Source organism: Novosphingobium sp. SG919, from assembly GCF_012932495.1.
In the GTDB taxonomy this organism is placed as follows: domain Bacteria; phylum Pseudomonadota; class Alphaproteobacteria; order Sphingomonadales; family Sphingomonadaceae; genus Novosphingobium; species Novosphingobium rhizosphaerae.
Genome location: NZ_JABCNG010000014.1, coordinates 1 through 18101, shown reverse-complemented (window position 1 = coordinate 18101; position 18101 = coordinate 1). Strand labels below are relative to the sequence as shown.

13 protein-coding genes, 1 pseudogene and 1 other annotated feature are annotated in these 18101 nt (G+C 59.3%); of the genes and pseudogenes, 10 read left to right on the top strand and 4 right to left on the bottom strand.

All coding sequences use genetic code 11. The features are described 5' to 3' along the window. Positions 1-96 precede the first annotated feature (96 nt). A pseudogene (locus FHT19_RS24105) lies at positions 97-839 on the bottom strand (IS3 family transposase); the annotation flags it as partial. Beyond that, positions 444-558 (bottom strand) — a sequence feature (AL1L pseudoknot). It overlaps the preceding pseudogene by 115 nt. Before the next feature lie 60 nt (positions 840-899). On the opposite strand from FHT19_RS24105, the gene FHT19_RS24100 reads away from it, so the two are divergent. Next, on the top strand, positions 900-1526 hold the full coding sequence (locus FHT19_RS24100) for a carbon-nitrogen hydrolase family protein (protein WP_248290642.1): 627 nt from the start codon (positions 900-902) through the stop codon (positions 1524-1526). A 224-nt stretch (positions 1527-1750) separates the two neighbouring features. Here the strand turns inward: FHT19_RS24100 and FHT19_RS24095 are convergent, their stop codons facing one another. Beyond that, positions 1751-1933, bottom strand: coding sequence for a hypothetical protein (locus FHT19_RS24095; RefSeq protein ID WP_168558087.1), 183 nt, complete (start codon positions 1931-1933; stop codon positions 1751-1753). Between the two features lie 90 nt (positions 1934-2023). Here FHT19_RS24095 and FHT19_RS24090 point away from each other — a divergent pair, with 90 nt between their 5' ends. Next, entirely contained in the window at positions 2024-3424 is a 1401-nt protein-coding gene (locus tag FHT19_RS24090; protein ID WP_168558086.1) for an aldehyde dehydrogenase, read from the top strand. A 243-nt stretch (positions 3425-3667) separates the two neighbouring features. Here FHT19_RS24090 and FHT19_RS24085 read toward each other — a convergent pair whose 3' ends face one another. Next, the gene (locus tag FHT19_RS24085; protein WP_168558085.1) at positions 3668-6094 is read right to left on the bottom strand and encodes a TonB-dependent receptor; all 2427 of its coding nucleotides are present in this window, start codon (positions 6092-6094) and stop codon (positions 3668-3670) included. A 376-nt stretch (positions 6095-6470) separates the two neighbouring features. On the opposite strand from FHT19_RS24085, the gene FHT19_RS24080 reads away from it, so the two are divergent. From FHT19_RS24080 to FHT19_RS24070, 3 genes are all read left to right on the top strand, one after another. Beyond that, positions 6471-6629: a hypothetical protein gene (locus FHT19_RS24080; protein WP_168558084.1), complete on the top strand. Its 159-nt coding sequence runs from the start codon at positions 6471-6473 to the stop codon at positions 6627-6629. 90 nt (positions 6630-6719) lie between these two features. Beyond that, positions 6720-8432, top strand: a complete 1713-nt coding sequence (locus FHT19_RS24075; protein ID WP_168558083.1) for a thiamine pyrophosphate-requiring protein — start codon at positions 6720-6722, stop codon at positions 8430-8432. Between the two features lies 1 nt (position 8433). Then, a complete protein-coding gene (locus tag FHT19_RS24070) occupies positions 8434-9561 on the top strand; it encodes an alpha-hydroxy-acid oxidizing protein (RefSeq protein WP_168558082.1) in 1128 nt (375 codons plus the stop codon). Positions 9562-9567: 6 nt separating this feature from the next. Here the strand turns inward: FHT19_RS24070 and FHT19_RS24065 are convergent, their stop codons facing one another. Next, a complete protein-coding gene (locus tag FHT19_RS24065) occupies positions 9568-10524 on the bottom strand; it encodes a helix-turn-helix domain-containing protein (protein WP_168558081.1) in 957 nt (318 codons plus the stop codon). 576 nt (positions 10525-11100) lie between these two features. On the opposite strand from FHT19_RS24065, the gene FHT19_RS24060 reads away from it, so the two are divergent. From FHT19_RS24060 to FHT19_RS24040, 5 genes are all read left to right on the top strand, one after another. Next, positions 11101-13827 carry a TonB-dependent receptor gene (locus FHT19_RS24060; RefSeq protein WP_169477093.1) on the top strand — a complete coding sequence of 909 codons (2727 nt, stop codon included), beginning with the start codon at positions 11101-11103 and terminating at the stop codon, positions 13825-13827. Between the two features lie 132 nt (positions 13828-13959). Then, a complete protein-coding gene (locus FHT19_RS24055; protein WP_169477092.1) occupies positions 13960-14850 on the top strand; it encodes a hypothetical protein in 891 nt (296 codons plus the stop codon). Then, entirely contained in the window at positions 14796-15935 is a 1140-nt protein-coding gene (locus FHT19_RS24050; protein ID WP_248290641.1) for a carbon-nitrogen hydrolase family protein, read from the top strand. Before FHT19_RS24055 ends, FHT19_RS24050 begins: the two co-directional genes overlap by 55 nt. Positions 15936-16043: 108 nt before the next feature. Beyond that, complete coding sequence (locus tag FHT19_RS24045; protein ID WP_168558077.1) at positions 16044-17282, top strand: MFS transporter; 1239 nt, start codon at positions 16044-16046, stop codon at positions 17280-17282. A 195-nt stretch (positions 17283-17477) separates the two neighbouring features. After that, on the top strand, positions 17478-17990 hold the full coding sequence (locus FHT19_RS24040; protein WP_168558076.1) for a MarR family transcriptional regulator: 513 nt from the start codon (positions 17478-17480) through the stop codon (positions 17988-17990). Positions 17991-18101: the final 111 nt, after the last annotated feature.

Sequence of the window (18101 nt, the reverse complement as noted above, 5' to 3'; positions counted from 1 at the left end):
CGCTTGGGCTCATGCCCCCTCGCAGCAGAGGGCATGGCATTCATTCAATTCCTCCTTTCTCCTTCGCATTCCAGTCATATGCTCGCGAGGCGCACCGTAGGTAAAATCGACCACCCACAAGGCGTTGGGCCGGGCGACGCGAAACTCCCGGTTGACCTTGTCGAGCGGGCACGGTGTCCTGGGATTGCTGACGGTCGTGATCGTCTTCTTGCCACGGCGAACACCTGCCAGACCCATGGTGCGCATCAGTCGTTCCACCGTGCATTTGGCAATCGCAACGCCCTCGCGCCGCCATTGGTGCCAGACCTTGCGCGAGCCATAGACACCATAGTTGGCTTCATGAACGCGCTTGATCTGCCCGCGCATCTCCTCGTCGCTGCGCGCACGTGCTGGGCGCTTGGCGGGATCAGCAAGGCGCCGGGCATGTTCATAATAGGAGGACGGGGCGATTGCCAGCTCACGGCAGATCGGCTCGATACCCAGGTCCTCGCGATGGGCGTCGATGAACGACATCATCATTTGCCGTGGCGGTCGAGCTCCGCCATCGCAAAATACGCCGACGCCTTGCGCAGGATCTCGTTGGCCCGGCGAAGTTCCTTGACCTCACGTTCCAGTAGCTCGAGCCGGGCCTTGTCATCGGTCACCTGCGCCGCTGGTGCTGTTCGTCGGCTCGCCTCCTCACGGCACCAGCGGCGCAGCGTCTCGGCTGTGCAGCCAATCTTGCCGGCAATCGAAGTCATCGCCTCCCACTCCGAGCCGTAATCGGCGCGATGCTCGCCAACCATGCGCACGGCGCGATCGCGCACCTCAGGCGAAAACTTGTTCCGGGTTTTGCTCATCACGAATGCTCCTTCTCACAAATAGGAGCCTCCGGGAAACCCGGGACGCTTCAGGTCGGCGTGATTGAGCGCGAGGGCGCGACGCTATATTGCTCGGCGCTGTTTTTCGGGCCGGACGGGTCATTGTTCGGCAAGCATCGCAAGCTGATGCCCACGGCCAGCGAACGGCTTGTCTGGGCGCAGGGCGATGGCTCCACCCTGCCCGTCATCGAGACGCCGATGGGGAGGATCGGTTCGGCCATCTGCTGGGAAAATTACATGCCGCTGCTGCGCCAGACGATGTATGCCAAAGGGGTCGATCTGTGGTGCGCTCCCACGGTGGACGAGCGCGAGATCTGGCAGTCCTCGATGCGCCATATTGCCTATGAAGGCCGCATGTTCGTGCTGAGCGCCTGCCAGTATATGACGCGGGCCGATGCGCCCGAGGATTATGCGGCCATTGCCGGATTGGCCCCAGAGGCCGAGCTGATCAAGGGGGGCAGCGTGATCGTCAACCCGATGGGCGAGATTCTGGCCGGGCCCCTGCGCTGGGGCGAAGGCGTGCTGGCCGCGACCATCGACACAGATGATGTGGTGCGGGCGCGCTATGAACTGGATGTGGCGGGCCATTATGCGCGGCCCGACGTGTTTTCACTGCATCTCGATGCTGTGGCAAAATCGCATCTGCATAAGGTCGCCTCAGCCTAAACGGTCGCCAAGCTGCGCGATCAGATCCATCTTTTCATGCAGGATGGCCAAAATAAGCGTTAGCGGTGCGAGAGCCCCACGTTGACGCTGCTGGTTATCGGATTTCGACGTTTCGGGCGCCGCCGATACGGACGTGAAGCATCTCGACCAGCTCTGGAACGACCTTCCATGACTGAGCCAGGATTTCGCTGGCCTGGCCACGTAGTGCGTTCTGGCGTTGATCCTCAGGCATCATTGTCGTGCAATGGCCGAGGATGGGGGTCAGTGGGTGGCCGATTTCCGGATTGGATATGCAGCAGATAGCGCGAGTGCTCGGCCCGATACTGCCCGGCCTCGAAGGCCACTTTCTCATGCTCGGGCGCGAAGGTGGGCAGCTTGAGGGCCTTCAGGTGGTTGGTCAGCAGCACAGAGGGCGGCAGACTGCGAGCATTTTGTTTGACATAAAACTATAATTGGAGCAGCGTGGGGTTAAATGGTTTCGGGAAGAGGTCAAACCAATGAATTTTGAACGCAAGAACCCGATCACGGGTGAGGTGGCGTCGATCGCCCATGCCATGCAGGCCGCTGACATTCCCGCCCTTGCTGCGCGTGCTGCGGCGGCGCAGCCTGCGTGGGGCGCGATGGGTCCGAACGCGCGCCGCGCGGTGCTGCAAAAGGCGGCCGATGCGCTGGCGTCCAAGAAGGATGACTTTCTTGCCGCGATGATGGGCGAGATCGGCGCGACGGCGGGCTGGGCGATGTTCAACCTTGGTCTGGCCGTTTCCATGGTGCGCGAGGCAGCGAGTCTCACCACCCAGATTTCGGGCGAAGTGATCCCGTCCGACAAGCCCGGCTGCCTGTCCATGGCGCTGAAGGAGCCGGTCGGCGTGATCCTGGGCATTGCCCCGTGGAATGCGCCGATCATCCTCGGCGTGCGCGCCATTGCCGTGCCGCTCGCCTGTGGCAACGCGGTGATCCTCAAGGCCAGCGAAACCTGCCCGCGCACCCATGCCCTGATCATCGAGGCGTTTGCCGAGGCGGGTTTCCCCGATGGCGTGGTCAATGTGGTGACCAATGCGCCCGAAGACGCAGGGGAGGTGGTCGGCGCGCTGATCGACGCGCCCGAGGTGAAACGCATCAACTTCACCGGATCGACCGGGGTCGGCAAGATCATCGCGCGGCGTGCCGCCGAGCATCTCAAGCCCTGCCTGCTCGAACTGGGCGGCAAGGCGCCTTTGGTGATCTGCGCCGATGCGGATCTCGACGAGGCGGTCAAGGCCGCGGCTTTCGGCGCCTATATGAACCAGGGCCAGATCTGCATGAGCACCGAGCGGATCATCGTGGTCGAGGATGTGGCCGATGAATTTGCCGAGAAATTCGCCGCCAAGGTCAAGACCCTGACCGCGGGCGACCCGCGTTTGGGCAACACGCCGCTGGGCGGGGTGGTCGATGCCAAAACGGTGGCGCATTGCCTTTCGTTGGTGGACGATGCCGTGGCCAAGGGCGCGGTGCTGCTGACGGGCGGGGAAACCACGCTCAATGTCGTGATGCCCGCGCATCTGGTCGACAAGGTGACGCCGGAGATGAAGCTGTTCCGCGACGAGAGCTTCGGCCCGGTGGTCGGCATCATCCGCGCGCGCGATGAGGCCCATGCGATCGAGCTGGCCAATGATACCGAATATGGCCTCTCGGCGGCGATCTTCACCCGTGACATCGCCAAGGGCCTGCGTCTGGCCAAGCAAATCAAGAGCGGCATCTGTCACGTCAACGGCCCCACCGTCCATGACGAGGCCCAGATGCCCTTCGGCGGCGTCGGCGCCTCGGGCTACGGCCGCTTCGGCGGCCGTCAGGGCATCGACAGCTTCACCGAAACACGCTGGATCACCGTCGAAACACAAAACGGGCATTTCCCCAACTGATGGAGGGCGGGGCGAAACAGCGCAATTGCTGACATCAGCTTGTCCAATACTGCAAGCTGATGTCAGCTAAACTAATCGTAGGCGTTGACCATCCTATACGGATGGCCGGGGCTTTTTTCTTTCGATGCCGGCAGAATTGCGCCTCGCGCCATAGGCACCGATGCGAAACTATCGCCAAGTTATAGAAGTTTAATGACGAATCGAGAGGGGCACAGCCGCCCCTCTCTATTATGCTTCAAATGGTCAGCCTTTGACCCGCAGCGTCAGATACCATTGGCGCGGCGGGCTGTAGGTGGCAGAGACGAAGCCGATCTGGCCAACGCCTGATTGGTCGAAGCCGCCCGTGACATAGCGCTTGTCGGTCATATTCTGCACGCCAAAGGTCAGCCCGATACGGTCATCCTTTGCGGTGTAAGAAATCGAACCATTGAGCAGCCCGACATTGCCCGACTGCAAATAGGGCGAGTTCTCAGCGTCGGGATGGCTGTTGCTCTTGTAGGTATAATCAAGGTTCGTCGAAATGGCCTTGCCATCGCCCAAATCATGATGCCAAAGGCCGCCAAGGGTTGCCGACCACTTGGGCGTATTGACCAGCGCGCTCTGCACCGAATAGGTCACGCCCGGTGCCAGATAGGTGTAATGAGCATCCATATAACCAAGGCTGGCATTGATCGAGAATTCGCCGAATTGGCCTTGCGCCTCGGCTTCCGCGCCGCGAATCAGTGCCTTGCCGGCATTCTTGATGACCGGCGAAATCCCGACAAACTGTGTAACTTGAATATCGGTGTAATCGGTGTTGAAGGCCGCGATGTTCAGGCGCAGTTTGCGGCCGAAAAGAGTGCTTTTCAGTCCGATTTCATGCGTTTGGGCCTTTTCGGGCTTGAAGGTCAGTTGCGAGATGTCGTTAGGCGGGCTGATGACATCGGTCAGGCGCGCGGTCCAGCCGCCCGACTTGAAGCCTTGCGAATAGGAGTAATAGGTCATGATAGCCGGGGCCAGCTTGTATTCCAGGCCCGCCTTGATCGAGGCATTGGAGAAACTCTGGCGATTGACGCCCAGCGGGAAGATACGCGTGGGATCGTTGGGATCGGGCAGCAAAGCCTTGGCCGACGGGGGCAGCGGCAGATTGGGGTCATAACCGCGCGAACGCAGGAAGAAGGAGTTGAGATCCTTTTGCTGTCCTTCAAACCGCTTGTCTTCCTTGGTGTAACGCAGGCCAAAAGTGACCCCGAGACGATCGGTCACATCAAAATGCTCATGCGCGAAGGCAGCATAGGCATCATTGAGGAAATAATTGCGGCCATAGATCTGCACCAGACCTTCGCCCAGGACGGGCATATCGGTCAGATTACCGGTTTCGTTGAAATAATAGAGGCCCGCAACACTCTTCAGGCGGTTGTCAAAGGCAGAGCTGATGAGCTGAATTTCCTGCGAAGTCTGCGCCTGATTCATGGTGAAGGACGCATCGCCTGCGCCAAAAGGCGTGCCTGCATTTTCACTGCCAAACGAGGAATGCAGTTCGCGATAGGCCGAAATCGACTTGATCGCGGCATTGGATGAAAGCGTCCAGTCAACCGTGGCCGAGCCGCCCCATGTCTTGAGCTTGTCGTAGTTGCTGCCGCGGGCATAGGTTGTGTCAATGTTGCCCGTTACGAAGGCATCGCTGATGAACAGCCGATTGGTGGCGCCATAAAAGCTGGTGCCCACCGTTCCGCGTTTGCTGCACAAAAAGGCTGGCGCCGCGCCGGCGACGCAACCGTTATAGGCTGAAAACAGCGTACCATCGCTGCCCCCGGCAAATGTCTTGATCAACGTGATCGGACGAGCGCCCTGATCGACATGCGTGTAGTCGCCTTCCAGCAGCACATTCAGGTCCGGGTTGACGATCCACTTGAGCTTTCCGCGCAAATTGACCTGATTTTCATCGCCGCGCGTGGTGCCGCCGCTCTGATTGCCGGCGGTGACATAGCTGCCCAGATCGTTGACCGTGCCCGCAGCGCCCGGAAAGGCAATCTGCCTTTGATAGCCGTCGCGCTTCTTGACCGAGAACGACACCTGCGACAGCAGCTTGTCCTCCACCAGCGGCAAGTCGACAGAGCCGCGCACATCGGTACGGCTGAAGCTGCCCACGGTGGCGTCAAATGCGTAGCGGAAGTTTTTGTCCGGCGCGCGCGTGGTGATATTCAGTGCGCCGCCGATCGTGTTGCGGCCAAACAGCGTGCCCTGCGGGCCTTTGAGCACTTCCATTTGCTGCAGGTCGAGCAGGTCGACCACAGCGCCCAACGAACGCGCAAAATAAACCCCGTCGATATAGACGCCTACGCCCGGTTCGAGGTTGAAGGAAAAGTCATTCTGGCCGATGCCACGGATCGACGCAGCCAGAATTTGCGAGGAGCCGGCGAAGGCCGCACTGGTCTTGATTTCGACGTTGGGCGTGAACGCCGCCACCTGGCTGATTTTGCCCAATCCGCGCTGCTGCAGTGATTCCCCGCTGAAAGCGCTGATAGCAATAGGAACTTTTTGAATATTTTCAGTACGATGCTGTGCGGTGACAACAATCTCGCCGACCTCAGCCTCTTTCCTGGGTGCCTCTTCCTGAGCGTGGGCTTGCCCGGCCCACGAACAAAAACCACCTAGAATTGAGCACATTAGTAGGGTGTGTTTCCTCATAAATCCCCCTGATGTCATAGCGCAACCGTTCATTCGGTGGGGGCGATCATGAGCGATAATGCGGTCCGGCAATTGTTCAGGGCGAGACTATTTCTTGACTGCAAAGGAACTGCGATTGCGGCCCATTCCCTCCCCCCCAACGCCTCTTCCGACGCAGTGGCTTCCTCAGGAACCAAAGCCGGTAAGAATCATAAAATCGTTCGTTGCCGTTCATTTTGGAAATCGGCAATTCAATTTCGACGCGCCTTTTATGACTTAAAATCATATGTTTAAATAGGAATCAGACAGGTCAAAATGGCAAACTCGGTATGACAGATGGGTCTTGATATAGTTTGCCTTCAAACTATATTGATGCGGAGTGTCACAGGAAAACACTATGAACCGCGAACCCTCGAAAAATGTGCCCGCTGTCACCGAGGTCAATGGTTTTGACGCCGATACCGCGATCCGGGCCCTGTCGCTAAATGGCAGGCTTTACCGCCGTGAATCGAGCATTTGTCCGGCGCTCAGTACCAAGGGTTCGGCTTCGCTCTGAGCGGCAACCTACCCAGGCGATCCAATCAAGCCGCTTCACACAAGCACCTCGGACCTTGTCTGAAACGCGCATCAAACCTCGGGATTTTCTATGTACACCACCTCCAGCGCTTTTCTCGACGCTCTCATTGAGCATGGGGTTTCCTATATCTTCGCCAATCTGGGCAGCGACCACCCTGCGCTTGTCGAAGCGATTGCCGAGGCGCGCGCAGCCGGACGCAGAATTCCTGACGTGGTGACCTGCCCCAATGAAATGGTAGGCATGAGCGCGGCGCATGGTTTCTGGCAGGCCAGTGGCGTAGCGCAGGCTGTGGTTGTACATGTGGAATGTGGCACGCAGGCTTTGGCAGGCGCCGTGCACAATGCAGCCAAAGGACATGCGCCAATGCTGATTTTTGCCGGCGCATCCCCCTTTACGCAGCATGGTGAGATGAAAGGGAGCCGGAATGAATTCATCCAGTGGATTCAGGATGTTCACGATCAGCGCGGACTGGTCCGCAGCTATATGCGCTATGACAACGAACTGCGCACGGGCAAGAATGTGAAGGAACTGGTCCACCGCGCTCTCCAATTCGCCAATTCCGATCCCAAAGGGCCGACATATCTGATGGGCGCGCGTGAGGTGATGGAAGAGGAAGTCACGCCCACCCCCGATGATGCCGCGCGCTGGAAGGCGATCGAACCGGCCGCGCTTGGGATGACATCGCTCGACGCTATCGGATCGGCCCTGCTGTCGGCCAAGCGACCACTGATCGTCACCTCTTTTGTGGGCCGTAATCCGGCAGCGGTTGCACCATTGGTCCGCCTTGCCGAAAAGCTTGGAATTGGCGTGCTGGAATCGGTGCCCAACGCTATGAATTTCCCGCATGACCACCCGCTCTATCTGGGCAATCAGTGGAACCAGCCCCGGCAAAACCAGGATCTTGCCGCAGCCGATGTCGTTTTGGTGATCGACAGTGATGTCCCCTGGATCCCCACCGTGTCCAAACCGGCCGAGGATGCCCGCATTTTCCACATAGACGTCGACCCCTTGAAGGAACAGATGCCATTGTGGCGCATCAATGCGGAAGCAGTCTGCCGCGCGGATGCAGCCACGGCGCTGGAGCAATTGCTGCGTTGGCTGGACGGTAAGATGGTGGATGCGGCACAGGTGGCCGAGCGCCAGCAACATTACGCGCACCGTCACGCGGAACGCGATGCCGAACTGGGCGCATTGGAGGCGATGCCAAGCGGCACCATCACGCCCGAATATTTCGTCTCCCGTCTGCGGGCGGCGCAGGATGATCAAATGCTTTTCGTGAACGAGGCGATCTCGAATTATCACACCGTGTTCAACCATCTCGGCCTGAATATGCCCGGACAGATCTTCACCAGCGGCGGTGGATCGCTGGGATACAATGGCGGTGCGGCCATTGGCGTAAAGCTGGCCCGCCCTGATGCGACCGTGGTGGCATTGACGGGCGATGGTTCCTTCATGTTCACGGTGCCCAGCTCGGTGCACTGGATGGCACGACGCTATGAGGCACCTTTCCTTCAGGTGATCTTCAACAATCGGGGATGGAAATCGCCCAAGCTCTCAACGCTGGCGGTTCACCCCGACGGCTTTGCGGCGCATGCCAATGGCCTTGACACTTCCTTCGATCCCGCACCCGATTATGTCGGCATTGCAAAGGCCTCTGGCAATGCCTGGGGGCGCCAGATCGTTGACCCGGCGCAGGTGGACGAAGCCATTGCCGAAGCACTGAGGGTAGTGCGCGAGCAAAAGCGTTGTGCCGTGCTTGACGTTTGGCTGGATCACCACTGAGATGGCCCCGCCCCTCCCCCTTCCGACGATCGACGATTATCGTCGTGAAGCCAAGCGCCGCCTGCCACGCATGGTCTATGATTATGTGGAAGGCGGCGCGGGATCCGAACGAGGTCTTGACCGTAATCGTGATGCCTTCGCCAAATATTTGTTAAGCCCGCGTCGGCTCGTCAATGTGCAGCAACGCCGGCAAAGTGTCGCTCCGCTGGGTTCTTCCTGGGCAGCCCCATTTGCGGTGGCTCCGATGGGGCTCAATGGGGTCGTGAGGCCCGGCGGCGATCTGGCGCTGGCAAAGGCCGCGGCGCGGATGGGCATACCTTTTTGCCTTTCGACCGCATCAACGAGCACCATTGAGGAAGTGGCAGCGGCCACCTCCGGCGAGATATGGTTCCAGCTCTATGTGGTGCAGCGCAATCTTGCCGAAGATCTCGTGCGCCGGGCGGCGGCAGCCGGTTGCACTACGCTGGTGTTGACGGTCGATGTGGCGGTCAATGGTGAACGCATACGCGACAAACGCAGCGGTTTTGGCGTGCCCTTCCGCTATACGCCACGCATCATGTGGGACGCGGCCACCCATCCGGTGTGGAGCCTGCGTCAGGTATTCGCCGGATGGCCCGAACTAGCGCATTTCCGTGTCGCGGGCACGGGCGATGTCGAGGCGCAGGCGGCATTGATGGGCCGCCAGATGGACGCCAGTTTTGATTGGGAAGCCCTTGCCGTGCTGCGAGATGCCTGGCAGGGCAAGCTATTGGTCAAGGGCATTCTGGCTCCTGGCGATGCCAGCCATTGTGAAAAACTGGGTGTGGACGGCCTCATCATTTCCAACCACGGTGCCCGTCAGATCGAGGATGTGATGGCTCCCATCGATGCCTTGCCCGCCATTCGGCGCGCTTGCCAACTGCCCCTGCTGCTCGATAGCGGCATCCGCCACGGCGCCGATGTCGTTAAGGCGATAGCGCTGGGGGCAGCTGGGGCGTTGATCGGACGACCTTTGCTTTACGGTCTGGCGGCGCGTGGTGCACGCGGTGCTGACGACGTGTTTGCCTTGCTGAGTCAGCAAATCGACAATACGCTGGCGCTGATCGGATGTCCCGACATCGCAATGCTGGACGAAACCTATATTGCGTAGAGGGGTCTAACCCTTGATCCGCTGATTGCGGAATTCACGCGGACTCATGCCAAAGCGACTGCGAAAAGCCCGGCTGAAATGGGCGGAATCCTTGAATCCGCACTCATAGGCGATGGTCGTGACCGATTTTTGCACGGTCACGACCTGACCCAACTGCCTTTGTGCCTCGATCAGGCGACGGTCCCAAATCGTATCTGACAGACTGGACCCGCGCTCGGAAAACAACTTGCGCAGGTAGCGGTCCGAAACACCCAGGCGGCGGGCGATATAGTCGCAATTGAGCTCTTCATTGCCCAGCTCATCCTCCACCAGACGGATCACACGCTGAACCAGCAAATGGCGAGGCTCGCTCATCCGGTCGACCAGACGCTCGCCCGCCGCCTCGGTCAAAGCCGCCGCAATCAGCGCAAGCATGGTGGTGTTGAGTTGCCTGACCCCATGATCGCCTATGTCATCGAACTGAGACAGCGTTTCCTGAATCAGCATCGATGCAATGCGGCCCGTCCCGCGCCGGCCTGAAACAGCCAAAGCCGTCAGATTGCTGATGTCGCTGACATGACGGGCAAAGCGGCTGCGCTCGATCCGCACGACATTCATTTCAAATGGGCTATCAAGCACCATCTGATAGGGTGTGGTGGTGTCATAAATAGCGAAGTCACCCGCCCGCAAACGCGCCTCGCGCCCTCCCTGAAATAGGGTCGAACTGCCGGAAACGACCTGGCTGAGAAGCACGAATTCCTCTGTCGCTTTGGCGGCACGCTGACGGTCCCGCGTGACCTGATGCGGCGTGGCGGCCACCTTGATCATGCGCAGATCGCGCATCGGGCGTGATAAGATGGTGCCGTGAAATGAAGAATTGCTGGGTTTGGCACAGTCCAGATCGACCACAGCATCGCAAACCGCGTCACGCCAATGGAGGAAATCGGACGACTCGTTTCGAAATGTATCTGCCCCCACGCCCATTCTTCACTCCCCGCCACGAGCACGCGAAATCTGCTTCAAAACCGCCAAGATCCTGAAAGAATTGTCATCCGCCTGCGAAGCGTACTATTGGGATTGCTCCCGGCCATCTCGTTTTGCGGATGGTCTGACGGCCAATCTATCCTTTAGACGTCCGCAACGCAATGGCCCCGGCGTTGCAATGTCCCAACGAACCGAGCGATTCCCGAAATCTGGCCGAATGTGTGTGCTTTAGGCAGCATGGACAAATTCCGCAACGCCATGGGGTGTGATGGCGGTCCCCATGTCTCGCCATCGGGTCTGCATAGGTAACGAGTCGGGCCGGGGCCGGAATAGACCAAATTTGGTTCCGCCTGCCAAAATCCGTCTGTCCGTTTCCACGTTAGGCCTACTCGGAGAAAAACCGCACGCGGCTCTCAAGCAAGACGCGGCACACAATTCCGCGTCCCCCATTTCCGCCAACCGAGCGGGCGGTGCGGGCGTGATAGTGGCTATCAAAATTGAGGGATTTATATGAAGCAGGCCTATATATTTACGCTGCTTGCAAGCAGCGCGCTGGCATTCCCGGCGACGGCAGCAATGGCGCAAGAAGCCGCACCAGCACAGGGCGCTACGGCATCGACGCCCGGTGAGATCGTTGTGACGGGCACCCGTCTGGCCACCGACGGCATCAAGGCGCCAACGCCGGTAACGGCTGTTTCCACCGAGCAACTCCTCAAGGCATCACCGGGCAGCCTGGCCGACGCTCTGAACCAGCTTCCCCAGTTGTCGAACTCCTCCAGTTCGACCAGCTATTTTCAGACAAACGCCGACTCTCCCTCGAACGGCAATTACCTCAACCTGCGCGGCATTGGCACCTCGCGCGCGCTGATCCTGTTCGATGGCCAGCGCGCCATCCAGACCAGCTCTTCGGGCGGGGTGGACGTGAACACCTTGCCGCAGATGCTGGTCAAGCGCGTTGAAATCGTGACCGCCGGTGCTTCGGCCACCTATGGCTCGGACGCGGTCAGCGGCGTCGTCAACTATGTCCTCGATCGCAAGTTCAAAGGCTTGAAATACGAAGCCAGCTCTGGCGTTTCGACCTTTGGCGATGCGCCAAGCTGGAAGGTGGGCCTCGCTGGCGGCGCAGAGTTCGCGCAGGGCAAAGGCCATATCATCGCCAGCGTCGAGCATTATCAGCAGGCGGCGATCAACAGCCGTTCGGCCCGTCGCTTTGGCGATGGCATCTACACGCTGGTGGGCGCAGGCACCGCAGCTGATCCTCTCAAAACCTATGCCAATGCGCGCTTCAACTTTTCTTCGTTTGGCGGCTTGATCCCGGCATCGGGCCAGACCTTCAAAAACGGTCAGCTTAGCGTATTCAACCCCGGCACGCCCATTGGCAACACCGGCCAGTCCGTTGGCGGCGACGGCGCGCATTTCGATGGCTTGGGTCTGACCGGCAGCGTCAACACGACACAGGCCTTCAGCCGTATCTCTTATGAGATTACCCCTGAGGTCGAAGGCTTCCTTCAGGGTAGCTTTGCCCGCGCCGAAAACGGCAGCCAATATGGCAATGACTTCAATTTTGGCGGGCTGCTGATTTCCCCGTCGAACGCCTTCCTTTCCGCCGCCGATCAGGCGACCCTGGCCGCCGTGAATGGTGGCAATGCCGTCGCTATGTCGCGCTATAACCGCGATCTGGGCCTACGCACCTCCTCGGCGGTGAACACCAACTACAACATCACGGCAGGCCTGTCGGGGTCGCTGGGCGGCTACAAGTGGAACGTGAGCTACGAGCACGGTCGCAACTCCCTTACGGTGAACGCCAATGAATTCGACAACCGCAAACTTTATGCCGCGCTGGATGCCGTCAAAGACGGAAGCGGCAACATCGTTTGCCGGGTTACGCTGACCAACCCCGACCTCTATCCCGGATGCAGCCCGCTCAACCTGTTTGGTGAAGGCTCTCCTTCGGCGGCTGCCGCGGCCTATGTGCGGGGCACCTCGATCTACAAGATCGTCAACCAGATGGACGATATCGTGGCCAGCATTTCCGGCTCGCCGTTCTCGCTGTGGGCAGGGCCAGTGTCCTTGGCGGTGGGCGGAGAATACCGCCACCAATCGCTTAACCAGTCCAGCAACTCCGACCCCGCTTTGCCGGTGGACTTCACCGGCATCCGCAACGTTCCAAACGGCGCCACAGCCTATGACTGGACCAATGTCGGCTCTGCACGTGGCAGCTATAATGTGAAAGAGGCCTTTGGCGAAGCCGAAGTGCCGCTTCTCAACGAAGGTCCGCTGGGCAAGTCGCTGACGCTCAACGGTGCCGTCCGTTTCACCGATTATTCGACCAGCGGCAGCGTGGTCACCTGGAAGACCGGGTTTGTTTACGAGCCGTTCGACGACCTGCGCATCCGTGCGACACAGTCGCGCGATATTCGGGCGCCCACACTTTATAACTTTTTTGCCACCGCATCGGTCAGCGCCAACGCCGTGACCACCGCATCGGGCTCGGTCAACGTGATCCAGACCACCGTTGGCAACCGTAACCTCAAGCCGGAAAAGGGAGACACCACCAGCATCGGTATCGCCTATACCCCGCATCAGGTGCCGGGCTTGCGCATGTCGCTGGACTTCTATCACCTGCGCCTGAAGGACGCGATTTCGACCAACGATGCGCAGACCACGTATAATGACTGCGTGGCCAGCAACGGCACGTCGCCCGTATGCGCCCTCATCAGCTATGCGGCCGATGGCAAAACGCCCATCGCCGTGGCGCTCTCGCCGGTCAACAGCGCTTCGCTGATGACCGAGGGCTATGACTTTGAAGCCAGCTATCGCCACAACCTGGGCGCGGGCAACATCACGTTCCGCGCGCTGACAAGCTACGTTCCGCACATCAAGCTGAAAACGAGCGCGCTGGCCAGCGACGAAGAACTGGCGGGCACGGCCAACACGTCGGTCGATGGCAATGCATCGGGCTATCCCAAGTGGCGCGGCAATTTCTCGGTCAACTACAACCTGAACAACTTCAATCTCTTCGTTCAGGAACGGTGGATCGGCGGCTATCTGCGCTCGACGCGCCCGACCTTTGTGATCGACAGTGCCTCGAATAAGATCCCTGATGTGTTCTACACCGATGTGACGATGAGCGTCGACATTGCTGATGGGCGCTTCCAGCCCTTCTTCAATGTCTCGGATCTCTTCAACCGTCAGGCTCCGCTTTACGCCTCCTACTTTCCGGGCGTGCTCTATCCAGCCGCTCAGTCCGTGCATAGTGTGATGGGGCGCTACTTTACGGTGGGCATCCGCGGCAAGTTCTAAAAACCCTGCCTCAGGCGGGTGGGATGTCTCCGTCATCCTGCCCGCCGCTTTTTGAATGCAGATCGAAAGGATCAGGGTATGAAAAGATGGATCCTAGGGTTGGCCCCTGCGTTGGGATGCCTGACGTGGACAATGCCAGTTGCGGCCAATCCCGTCGCATCGGGTCATCGCTCCCCCCATCTTGTTGCTGCCACGGCTGTGACCTGCGACAGGGGATGCCTTCTCGACAAAGTGCATGATGTTCTGCTTGGGCTGGAAGCACATGATGCATCAAAGCTGGTTTTCACCCCCAACGCTCTGATTTATCGCAACGGCAGCAAGACCGATCTCAAGGACGGGATATGGCAGGATGCGACCATCATCACCGGCCGGTCCACCATTGTGAGTCCCGTTGATCAACAGGCTGTGTTCATGGGCGTGGTGCGTCGGCGCGATGCCGATCCTGCGCTTTATTTTCTGCGCCTGAAGATTGAAGGACACAAGATCAGCGAAATGGAAGAAGTGGTCGCTGGTCCCAAGGATCTGCTCTATGATCCCACAGGCGTTCATACGCCGAAACCGATGTGGAGCGATGTGCTGCCCCAGAACGAGCGGGTGCCTGCGCATGAGTTGCGCCGCATCGCCGATCTCTATTTCGAGTCGATCCAGGAGCATAATCCCGCGATTGTGCCCTTTCATCCCGATTGCAACCGCACGGAAAACGGCACCCCCACGACCAACACCAACAAGCCCGGCGTCATCACCTCGGACAGTTGCGATATTGGTGTCACCAAATTCGGTTGGATCCCCCATGTGCGCGAACGCCGCTACCCGCTGACTGATGAAGCGCGCGGGATCGTGGTCGGTATCAGCCGCCTTGATGTTGAGCCGGGTTTGCAAAGCAACAATGGCCCAAAATCCGACCACCCCTTCAGCTTCATCATCTATGAGATCTTCAAGATCGTCGACGCCCGCATTTTGGACATCGAATGCTTCATGATCACCCCGGATGGTCACCCGACGGTCTGGCCGTCAAGGAAGTAGCAGGAAAGCGCGGCCCGAAAGACCGGGATCGCAACGTATCGAGCGCGGATTTATGCGTGGGAGCGAACATGATCAATAATTCCGTCAAGCTGGCTGTTGTTCAGGCCGCGCCTGTCTATCTCAACGCCGATGCCACGGTCGACAAGACCATCGCGCTGATTGAGGAAGCCGCGGCCAATGGCGCCGACCTGCTGGCTTTTCCCGAGGTATGGATCTCCGGCTACCCATGGTGGGCCTGGCTGGGTGCGCCGGCATGGGGCGCGCAGTTCCTGCCGCGCCTTTATGCCAGCGCCGTGGCCGTCAACGGACCAGAACTTGAGCGTATCAGGCAGGCAGCCTTGGCCAACAAGATCCATGTTGTCCTCGGTTTTAGCGAAAAGATGGATGCCACCCTTTATATTTCGCAAGTGGCCTTCAGCGATGAGGGCCAGCTGCTCTTCCATCGCCGCAAGCTCAAGCCCACCCATGTCGAGCGTACCGTCTATGGCGAGGGCGATGGCTCGGACCTGACAGTGGTGGACACCAAGCTCGGTCGCCTTGGCGCGCTATGCTGCGCCGAACATGTCCAGCCCCTGTCGAAATTCGCTCTGTTCGCCCAGAACGAACAGATCCATGTCGCCTCTTGGCCGTCCTTCACGCTGTACAAGGAAATTACCTATGGCCTGACCGCACAGGCCAATCTGGCCGTCAGCCAAGTGCATGCCATCGAGGGGGGCTGCTATGTTCTCCATTCCAGCGCGGTCACCAGCAAGGAGATGATCGAGCTCCTTTGCGACACGGAGGAGAAGGTCGGGCTACTCAATGCCGATGGCGCCGTCGCAGGTGGCGGATGCAGCATGATCTATGGCCCAGACGGCAAACCGCTGGTCGAGCTTTTGCCTGAGGATGCCGAGGGTATTTTGTATGCCGACGCCCACATCGAAGCGATTGTCGCAGCCAAATCGGTTTTTGACCCCGCGGGACACTATTGCCGCGCCGATGCCACCCAACTCCTGCTGAACGTCGAGCCACGTCAGGCGGTGGTGAAAATGGGCGGTGCTGCGCCGACTAGCGGAGAGGCGAGCGGCGATCCGACTGCGGACTGAAGACAGGCCGCGCCTTTTCCAACTGCACGCCTAAGAATCCCATTTGCTGATCTGCCACATCCATTTCCGCCTATCGTTGCGACACGATGGCGCATTCAGGGGCCGACTATGCCATCAAATCCAGCAGCGTCTGCAACGACGACAGCGAATATCCGTTACGAATTGCGCGCCTTGGGGCTGCTGGCGGCGGGTTTTGGCCTCGTGGGTCTCGATCGCTGGTTGATCATGCCGCTTGCCCCGCAGATCATGCATGATTTGCACCTTAATTATCAGGATCTAGGCAATCTGGGAGCGGCCATCGGCCTGTCATGGGGGGTGTTCGCCATCATCATGGGGCGACTGTCCGATCGGATCGGTCGGCGCAAGATCATCATTCCTGCCGTCGTCGCCTTTTCGCTGTTGTCGGGTGTAAGTGGTTTGGCCACTGGCTTTGCCGGACTGTTCATCGCACGCTTGCTGATGGGGGTCGCCGAGGGCGCCTACTGCCCGACCAGTTATGCCGCCGCGCTTGACGCGTCGCCGGCAAGCCGCCGCGGGATCAATCTGGGCATCATCCAGGGGGCGTTTGCACTGGGCGGCCTTGCACTAGGCCCTATCATCGCCACGCAACTGGCCGCCATCCTGCCATCCTGGCGCGATGTCTTTATGCTCGTGTCGATTCCGGGCCTGATCCTTGCATTTATGCTGTGGCGCGTTCTGCGGGATCCGGTCAATCCCGAACTGGCAGCTCATCACGAGGCCGCTTCGTCCAACTGGCTTGCGCTTTTGGCCTATCGCAACATCCGTATCGCCATTCCCGCCATCTTTTGTTCGATGAGCGGCATCTTCGTTCTTGGCGTGATGGCCCCGGTCTATCTCACGGACGTGGTGAAGCTGGACAGCGTGACCATGGGTTTCGTGATGTCGGGTTTTGGTCTGGGTGGCTTTGTGGGCCAGATCTTGCTGGGTATTCTGTCTGACCGAATTGGGCGCAAGCCTTCACTCTTTATCGCTTTCATTGTGGGCGCGGCGGCTTTGGCGGCGCTCGTCCTATGGGTTCAGGCGCCGGCGGCAATCTTTGCCGCGCTGTTCATGGCTGCGTTCTGCTGCTGTGGGGCCAATGCATTGCTGGCAGGGCCCATTTCAGGCGAATGCGTGCCGTCGACGATGGCGTCCAGCGCAATGGGTTTGGTAATCGGCCTTGGCGAGATTTTCGGCGGTGGCGTTGCCCCCTCGATCGGCGGTGCCATTGCCATGGCTGGCGGACTGAAACTGACCCTGCTGACGGTTGATGTCGTGTTGGTGGTAGGAGCTGTGGTGGCACTTTTTCTCAAAGAAACGGCGCCGCAAATTGTGGCCAAGCGATAGACTCGATCCGCAAGGTGCCGAATCCATGCCGCGTTGGGGCCACCCCCAACGCGGTATGCGGTTTCCGCTGGACACCGCGAGAACGTTCGCGGTTGCAGCGCTGATAACCCCGTATATCGGTTGCAAATCTCTTGCGCTTCATTCGGAGATGCCCGAGAGCTTTTGTCATATCAGGCACTCAGGAAATCTTCAGAGATGGCAAAGCGCCCCGTTCGCCGGGCCCGGCTCAAAAGCCCACAGGCACATCATGAGCTTACAAAAAGTCTTGATGGAGTCCTCGCTTTTCAACTGCGCCGAGCGCAGGAAGCGTCATTTGCAGCTTTCGCGCAAAAGGTGGGCGAGTCAGACATATGGCCTGGGTGGTATGCCCTGCTCACCATTGTCCATAACAATCCCGGTATCACCCAAACCGAATTGAGCAAGGCCAGCGGACGGGACAAATCCACACTTACAGCCTCGCTTCGCGAGCTCAGCCGTAAAGGCCTCATTGTAAGAGATCGCGACCCAGAGGATCAGCGCCGCATCCGCCTTTCGCTCAGCCAGGAAGGGACCAGCAATCTGCAAACATTGCGCGCCCATGCAGAAGCGCATGACGCCCAATTTGAAGCCATTGTGGGCCAGGAAAACCGCGAGGCATTTCTCGCAATTCTGAAGGACATCGCGGACCAGTTTACAAGGTTTGCCGAACCGACCGCAACGCGAGACTGAAGCAAGGCAATACGCGTTATACCAATGTGCGCTGAGGCTGACTCACGCTGGGGATTCCCAAGTCGGTGAAAATCTGATTCGACGTTGCGAGCACATGGAGGCTTGCGATGG

Coding starts and splice junctions, on each gene's coding strand:
- FHT19_RS24090 (WP_168558086.1), top strand. CDS start 2,024: ATGAATTTTGAACGCAAGAACCCGATCACGGGTGAGGTGGCGTCGATC.
- FHT19_RS24085 (WP_168558085.1), bottom strand. CDS start 6,094: ATGAGGAAACACACCCTACTAATGTGCTCAATTCTAGGTGGTTTTTGT.
- FHT19_RS24080 (WP_168558084.1), top strand. CDS start 6,471: ATGAACCGCGAACCCTCGAAAAATGTGCCCGCTGTCACCGAGGTCAAT.
- FHT19_RS24075 (WP_168558083.1), top strand. CDS start 6,720: ATGTACACCACCTCCAGCGCTTTTCTCGACGCTCTCATTGAGCATGGG.
- FHT19_RS24070 (WP_168558082.1), top strand. CDS start 8,434: ATGGCCCCGCCCCTCCCCCTTCCGACGATCGACGATTATCGTCGTGAA.
- FHT19_RS24065 (WP_168558081.1), bottom strand. CDS start 10,524: ATGGGCGTGGGGGCAGATACATTTCGAAACGAGTCGTCCGATTTCCTC.
- FHT19_RS24060 (WP_169477093.1), top strand. CDS start 11,101: ATGGCGCAAGAAGCCGCACCAGCACAGGGCGCTACGGCATCGACGCCC.
- FHT19_RS24055 (WP_169477092.1), top strand. CDS start 13,960: ATGCCAGTTGCGGCCAATCCCGTCGCATCGGGTCATCGCTCCCCCCAT.
- FHT19_RS24050 (WP_248290641.1), top strand. CDS start 14,796: ATGCTTCATGATCACCCCGGATGGTCACCCGACGGTCTGGCCGTCAAG.
- FHT19_RS24045 (WP_168558077.1), top strand. CDS start 16,044: ATGCCATCAAATCCAGCAGCGTCTGCAACGACGACAGCGAATATCCGT.
- FHT19_RS24040 (WP_168558076.1), top strand. CDS start 17,478: ATGGCAAAGCGCCCCGTTCGCCGGGCCCGGCTCAAAAGCCCACAGGCA.